Below are 6,000 nucleotides of genomic sequence, written 5' to 3'. Positions count from 1 at the left end.
CCCCAGGGTCAGAATCTGGTTGTCGTCCATACCTCACCTCCTGTTATTGTGGAGGGCTTATGGTGACCCAAGGCCAAGGATGAATTCCACACCAAGCGTCGAAGAACCAATATTCATCGCCTCTTCCTCGCTCTGCGCCTCGACTACGGCAACGCATCTAGCGCGCAGCATTACTTGGTAATGAGCCATTTCCCTTCTCCTTCCGTTATCAACAAATCCGAAACACACTCACATCAGCATCACGGCGCGCACCACCCTTAACTCGGACAATGCGCGTTCTGTTGATGGGCTTGTGGTCGGGGGTGGCTTGTACTGCCATCATGCATATGGCGAGCATGAGCAGCAGCGGGGTTATGATTGATTTCGTCATGCACTCTTTGACGAGCTGGGCTCGGCGAGTGACTTCTAGCTTTCCCATGGCGCGGTAGATAGCTTTGCCGACGCTATCCGGCTGCAAGCCAACCTCCTTGGCGATCTGCTTGTCAGTCATCCCGCAGGCCACCATCAGAGAAAACTGCACCTCCCTGAAGCTAAGCCGCCCTGCGCCTATGAAGCCTTTCAAGCCTCCGTACTCAATCGTTTCCATTTGGTCCATTTGGTAGTCCTCAGTTGTTTCCGATACGCCCTGCGGGCAAGGCGTATGAGAAATCAGGCTGCTTTTGGCTTGTAGTGCATCAGCTCGTTGGCGCGAATCTCGATGATCCGCAGCAGCTTCTCTGCCAGCGCCGGCGATGCGCCGTTGTTCATTAAGCGCTTGGCGATAGTCTTGATTTGCACGCCTTCAACGACTTCCATCACCCATTCATTGATCACTTCATTCAGCGTCGATTCGTCCATTTCGTTCTCCTGTTCGATTTTCCGGATGCGCCTCGCTAGAAGCGCATCGAGGAAATCTTTACCCCTACAAAACCGCCAGGGTGGGGCGGGGCGCAGTGCTTGCCGGGTCATTCGCACGGTTCAGTCGTCCAACTTCGTCCGCTGCTGGGTTGTCCCAACATGGGCAGGCTTTCGGGCCTGTCGGATCGCCGGTCGCCGGTAGAGGCACTGCGGTCTGTTTGGTAATACGCTGAGTTGTAAAAGATCGCGGGTCGAGCCCTGGGCCGTTTGTTGCTGGCTTGAGGTAAGTATTGCCAAGGGAAATACTTATGTCAATGCCATTGGAAATAAAAAATGGAAATACTTTTGGGAAGGCAATAAAAAACCCGCACAAGGCGGGCTGGAGGAGGGCACAAAAAAGCCCGCGTCAGCGGGCTGGGCAGCGTTTCTAATTAACTGTTATTTGTCGAGCTTCTTGAAATCTCGGCTGGACGACTTGATGTCGCCTTGCACCTGCTTGATATCCCGCTCTAGAGCCAAGCTTTCTGGTGTGTCTCCGCTGATTGATATCATTGTTTCGCGGACTTTACGGCCTACGGATTCAGCTGCATGTTCAGCCGCTTTCTGCCCCTTTATATTCTCATTTACCAGTTTTGCCTCGGTCTGCGTAACTCGGAACAGGTTAGCAGCCAGCTCCTGTTTACCCATGAAATCGAGCAGAGTGCGCTTCGTGTCTTTTCCCTCGAGGCCTTTGTACTCCTTGAGCTCATTGATATTCATGTTGTACATGCCGCGATAACCGGCATTCTGGAAGTAGTAATATTTCGTGACGCCAGCCGAGTGAGCGGCATCGCTGAGTGATTTCTCGTGCTGCGAGATCTCGTCACGAATCAATACCCGCTCTACCTCGTCGGCTTGGTCAATGTAGCGCTTGAACGATTCAGCAATCGCCGCGAAGTAGGCTTGCGCTCTTGCTACTTCTGGCTTTTTGGTATCGCCATTCATAGCCGAGAGGTAGCAGGCGAATCGAGACAACTTATAGTCTCGCTCCATTTTTCCGTCAATTTCGCGCTCGACCTGCTGGAAGTTTTCCAGAACGTCGATACCTAAGGTCGTGCAGGCGCCTATAGCCTTTTGCACGGCCTTATTGAAAGACGAAAACGACTGGTACCCGATCATCTTCATGAAGTCGCGCGCATACCAAAAAGTCATGCCGTTTTTTCGACAAAGGCTGTCGAAGTGGGGCCGACTATCATCGAAATGGAATACGTCTGTATCTGTCATTGGGAATGCCAGGTCCATTTGAGGCTTAGAGGTTCCGTCCATTGTAGTCCCTTTGAGTTAGAGTCAAAACGCATATTTGTTGCTGAGCAACACGGCGACAGTGCCTACAGCTTCTTGGCGTTCCACACCAGCAACACCCTGGCGTGAATGGTCACGTCAGCAATGCTGATCGTCTGATCTTTGTGGCGAGGGTTATCGCTGATCATGTCGAAATGGGTAGGGGAGTGCTTCTGCAGGCGCTTCACGTACAACAGGCCGTCCCAGGTTAGGACATAGATGCCGTCGCCGATGAACTGGTTGATGCCGCGATCGACAATCAGCGGGTCGCCATCGTTGATGGTGCCTTCCATGCTCTGGCCAAAACCCGTGATGATGGCCAGGTTCTCGGCCTTGCTGAAGGAAATCCCTCGGCCGGACAGCAGCGATTCGTGCACCGTGACGTGGCGAATGGTCTCGATATAGTCGGCCGGCACCTGGCCATGCCCGAGCGCGCCGCGCACGTTGTACTGGGGGATCGATAGTTCTCCGTCTTTCAGCTTTCCTTTGCTTGAGAAATCAGCACTTATCACGTTGCTCTCCTGTCCTTGGTTGTCTTCCTTGAGTGAGCCAGTCTTTCCAAGCCTGGCTATTTCTGCAGCGAGTCGCGGGCTGTATCGGTCAACGGGTATGCCCATCAACTCATAAACCCCAACTGCAATTCCAATATGCACAGGGCGATGCCCATTCAGGTAATTACTGAATGAGCCCTGATTCATTTTTAGGTGCGCGGCCATCTTCTCTTGCGAGATGCGATCTTTGCGCGGGAGCGGGGCATTCCAAGCAAGAAACTCCCGCTTTAGAGCTGCGCACTCTTCCTTTTCTTCCGCCGTTAGCGGCCGTCTTTCTTCACTCATAGGGCGAGCATATTTCCGGGAGCAATAACTAGCTATCGCCACAGGCATTGATTTATTCATTTCCACAGGCAATACTTATGTGCATGCGCAATTGGAGAGACCAACATGCATCGCACATCCCTGACAGATTTTGCAGAAAAGCACGGCCAAACCGAGGCGGCGCGATTGCTGGGCATGACCCAGGGCGCACTGAACAAAGCCCTTCGAGTAGGCCGTGAGGTTTATGTAACCAAAACTTCCGCCGGTTACGAGGCAGAAGAAGTGCGGCCATTTCCGACTACTCGCCGGGAAACCGCCGCATGACTCCCACACCCCAAAGTATCCGCGAATCGTCAACCGCTCAAAAGTCGGTTGAGGGTGCTGGGTGGCTGTCCAGTAGTGGGCGGTAGTGGGCGGGGCTGAATTTCGGGCAAAGAAAAGCCCGCTGGATCAGAGCGGGCTCGGGTACATCAAGGCAATGAGGTGATTATGCACACATTCAATGGCACCGGCAAATACGAGGTGCAAGCAAATGGCTAGAGCACGCAATATCAAACCAGGTCTGTTCAAGAACGAGGTTCTTGGCGTTGCTGACCCGCTGGCCACTCTTCTGTTTGAGGGGCTGTGGCTGCTAGCGGATCGTGACGGCCGCCTCGAAGATCGTCCGCTGCGGATCCGTGCGGAGATATTCCCCTACCGGGACGGGCTCGATATTGAGTCACTTCTGAACTGGCTGTCCGATAACGAGTTCATCGTTCGCTATACCTGCGAGGGTAAGCGCTACATCCAAGTGAATAACTTCGAGAAACACCAGAACCCGCACAAGAATGAAGCGCCTTCGGAAATACCAGCATTTTCAGAAGGTTGTACCACTTCCGAGAAAATCGGTACTCGTTCCGAAAATATCGGAAGCGCTCCGGCTGATTCTCTGATTCCTGATTCTCTGATTCCTGATTCCCTTCAACCCCCTTGCGCACCTCCGGTCCGCGACGAGGCGCCAAGCTCTGACGACCTGTTCGCAAAGTTCTATCGCCTGTACCCGAACAAGAAGGGCAAAGCCAATGCGGTGAAGGCGTGGAACAAACTCAAGCTGACCGACGACCTGATTAACCAGATTTTTGATGGCTTGGCCCGGTACTGCGTATCGGCGGACTGGCTCAAGGATGGCGGACAATTCGTGCCGCACCCTGCAACCTGGCTGAACGGCAAGCGCTGGGAAGACGAGGTGAAGCCAGCGAGCAACGTGCATGCATTCCCGCACAAGTCTCGGCATACCGGGTTTGAGGAGCGCGACTACACCGACGGGCTGAAACTCAAGGAGGACGGTAGCTATGGACTCTGAAATGAATACCGCTGTAGGCGAAATAGAGCGCCGTCTGGGCGTGACAGGCAAGGCTGCTGCCAACTGCGACACGCACGGCGATTACATCGCAATTCTGCGCGACGGGCGCCCGCCCAGCGGCTGCCCTGTGTGTGCCCGGCTGGCACATGAGGCCGAAGAGGAAGAGTGCCGCCGCTATGACTTCCTGCGCCGCAACCTGCCGATCGCTCAGATACCCAAGCGATTCAGCGACCGATCGCTGGTCAACTACCGCGCCAAATTACCCGGGCAACGCAAGGCGCTCGAAATATGCACCGAGTACGCCGACAACTTCGAGGCGCACAAGGAATCTGGCCGATGCCTGTTGCTGCTGGGCAAGGTTGGCACCGGCAAGACGCATCTGGCCTGCGCGATCGCCAACCGACTGCTGCACAAGATGACCCGTCGCGTGGTGTACCGGACCGTTGGAGACATCCTGATGAGTATCCGTGCCAGCTACAGCAGCCGCGAGGAAGACAGTGAGGCGGATCTGCTACGCCCCATCATGAGTGCCGATTTGCTGGTGCTGGATGAGGTGGGCGCGACCAAGCCCAGCGAGTTCGAGTTGGCGACCCTGTACCGGATCATCAATGGCCGGTATGAGAAGTGCCTGCCAATCGTGATCGTGTCCAACCTGGCTGCCAGCGAGCTTGGCGAAGCTATCGGCGAGCGCTGCTTTGACCGGATCAAGGAAGGCGGTGCTGTCGTTGTTCCTTTCGACTGGGCATCCGCCCGGGGCGAGGTGATGCCATGAAACCCGCAAACGAACGCCGCACCCAGCTAGACCTACGCCGCACGATTGATGAATTCGTAGCCCGCGGCTGGACGGTAATCGACCGTAACCCGGTGACATTCGAGCGCGGCCGCATGCGCCGCAAAGTGCAGCACGGCTGCGTGGTGGAGGGTTGATCGTGGATAAGTACATGGAAGCCATTGTTCGGCACGAGAGGGCAAGACAAGCAGTAGATGCGATATCTCGAGATATCGGGCTGGCAATCAACCGTTGCCCGGTAGCAGTCAAGGCTCAGAGCTGGCAAACGCCCGCTGCGGAAATGGATGAGCTATGGGATGAGGCCAGCGGAAAGCACAAAACCCACCTTTGGCAAGCGCTCAAGCACAGGGAGCCATCCGACTGCGGTTATGGCGAAACGGGCCTTGGCTATGACGGCATTGACGACGCACTTTCCAAGCACGGCGAGTACGCATGCGAGCACTGCCTTGCAGCTTACCGGCTAATCGTTGAGCGGCGTCATTTGCGCAGAGAGTTGGGAGGGGCGCGTATGTCGATCCGCGCGCTTGGACGTGCCGCACTTAACTCAGCCGGCATCACGGTCAAGGAGGGGGTATGAAGACCGAGCAGACGTGCCGAGGGTTTGATATTGCCACCTTCAAAGATCGGTATGGAGCTTCCTGCTCTCTTCAGAAAAGCAGCCTTGGCTCGGAAGACGCAATTTGGTTTGGCGTTGACGACCCTGAGCCAAAGATTATGGCATCCCAAGCCGCCGCTTTCGGGGTGGATGCTATTGAAACCACGGGCTGGGTGCCTTATCCGCTACCCAAGGAAGTACTGCTGAACACGCGCATGCATCTTACCCGCGACCAAGTTTCCGAGCTACTGCCAGCTCTTCAGCGCTTTGCTGCAACGGGGGAGCTAACCAAATGACCCCC

General features: G+C 55.3%; 11 protein-coding genes. 6 read left to right on the top strand and 5 right to left on the bottom strand.

Going from position 1 to position 6,000, the window contains the following annotated elements:
* Positions 1-57: 57 nt before the first annotated feature.
* The 5 genes from V7756_RS09745 to V7756_RS09725 all read right to left on the bottom strand — a co-directional run bounded on the left by V7756_RS09745 (position 58) and on the right by V7756_RS09725 (position 2,993).
* The gene (locus tag V7756_RS09745) at positions 58-189 is read right to left on the bottom strand and encodes a hypothetical protein (RefSeq protein ID WP_335609965.1); all 132 of its coding nucleotides are present in this window, start codon (positions 187-189) and stop codon (positions 58-60) included.
* Positions 190-208: 19 nt separating this feature from the next.
* Positions 209-595: a helix-turn-helix transcriptional regulator gene (locus V7756_RS09740; RefSeq protein ID WP_335609964.1), complete on the bottom strand. Its 387-nt coding sequence runs from the start codon at positions 593-595 to the stop codon at positions 209-211.
* Between the two features lie 53 nt (positions 596-648).
* Entirely contained in the window at positions 649-837 is a 189-nt protein-coding gene (locus tag V7756_RS09735) for a hypothetical protein (protein ID WP_335609963.1), read from the bottom strand.
* A gap of 438 nt (positions 838-1,275) precedes the next feature.
* Positions 1,276-2,100, bottom strand: a complete 825-nt coding sequence (locus tag V7756_RS09730) for a BRO family protein (protein WP_335609962.1) — start codon at positions 2,098-2,100, stop codon at positions 1,276-1,278.
* 104 nt (positions 2,101-2,204) lie between these two features.
* Positions 2,205-2,993 (bottom strand): S24 family peptidase, encoded by a 789-nt coding sequence (locus tag V7756_RS09725; RefSeq protein WP_335609961.1) that lies wholly within the window; start codon positions 2,991-2,993, stop codon positions 2,205-2,207.
* Positions 2,994-3,098: 105 nt separating this feature from the next.
* Between V7756_RS09725 and V7756_RS09720 the strand changes: the two genes are divergently transcribed.
* The 6 genes from V7756_RS09720 (at position 3,099) to V7756_RS09695 (ending at position 5,995) form a co-directional block, all read left to right on the top strand.
* Positions 3,099-3,296 (top strand): Cro/CI family transcriptional regulator, encoded by a 198-nt coding sequence (locus V7756_RS09720; RefSeq protein WP_335609960.1) that lies wholly within the window; start codon positions 3,099-3,101, stop codon positions 3,294-3,296.
* Positions 3,297-3,504: 208 nt separating this feature from the next.
* Complete coding sequence (locus V7756_RS09715; protein WP_335609959.1) at positions 3,505-4,314, top strand: phage replication protein; 810 nt, start codon at positions 3,505-3,507, stop codon at positions 4,312-4,314.
* A 1-nt stretch (position 4,315) separates the two neighbouring features.
* Positions 4,316-5,086, top strand: a complete 771-nt coding sequence (locus tag V7756_RS09710; RefSeq protein WP_335609958.1) for an ATP-binding protein — start codon at positions 4,316-4,318, stop codon at positions 5,084-5,086.
* Positions 5,083-5,241 (top strand): hypothetical protein, encoded by a 159-nt coding sequence (locus V7756_RS09705; protein WP_335609957.1) that lies wholly within the window; start codon positions 5,083-5,085, stop codon positions 5,239-5,241. Before V7756_RS09710 ends, V7756_RS09705 begins: the two co-directional genes overlap by 4 nt.
* A 14-nt stretch (positions 5,242-5,255) precedes the next feature.
* Positions 5,256-5,681, top strand: a complete 426-nt coding sequence (locus V7756_RS09700; RefSeq protein ID WP_335609956.1) for a hypothetical protein — start codon at positions 5,256-5,258, stop codon at positions 5,679-5,681.
* Positions 5,678-5,995 carry a hypothetical protein gene (locus V7756_RS09695; protein WP_335609955.1) on the top strand — a complete coding sequence of 106 codons (318 nt, stop codon included), beginning with the start codon at positions 5,678-5,680 and terminating at the stop codon, positions 5,993-5,995. Before V7756_RS09700 ends, V7756_RS09695 begins: the two co-directional genes overlap by 4 nt.
* Positions 5,996-6,000 lie beyond the last annotated feature (5 nt).

Origin of the sequence: Halopseudomonas sp., from assembly GCF_036961105.1 — a bacterium.
Classification (GTDB): domain Bacteria; phylum Pseudomonadota; class Gammaproteobacteria; order Pseudomonadales; family Pseudomonadaceae; genus Halopseudomonas.
This window is presented reverse-complemented; position numbering and strand designations above follow the sequence as displayed.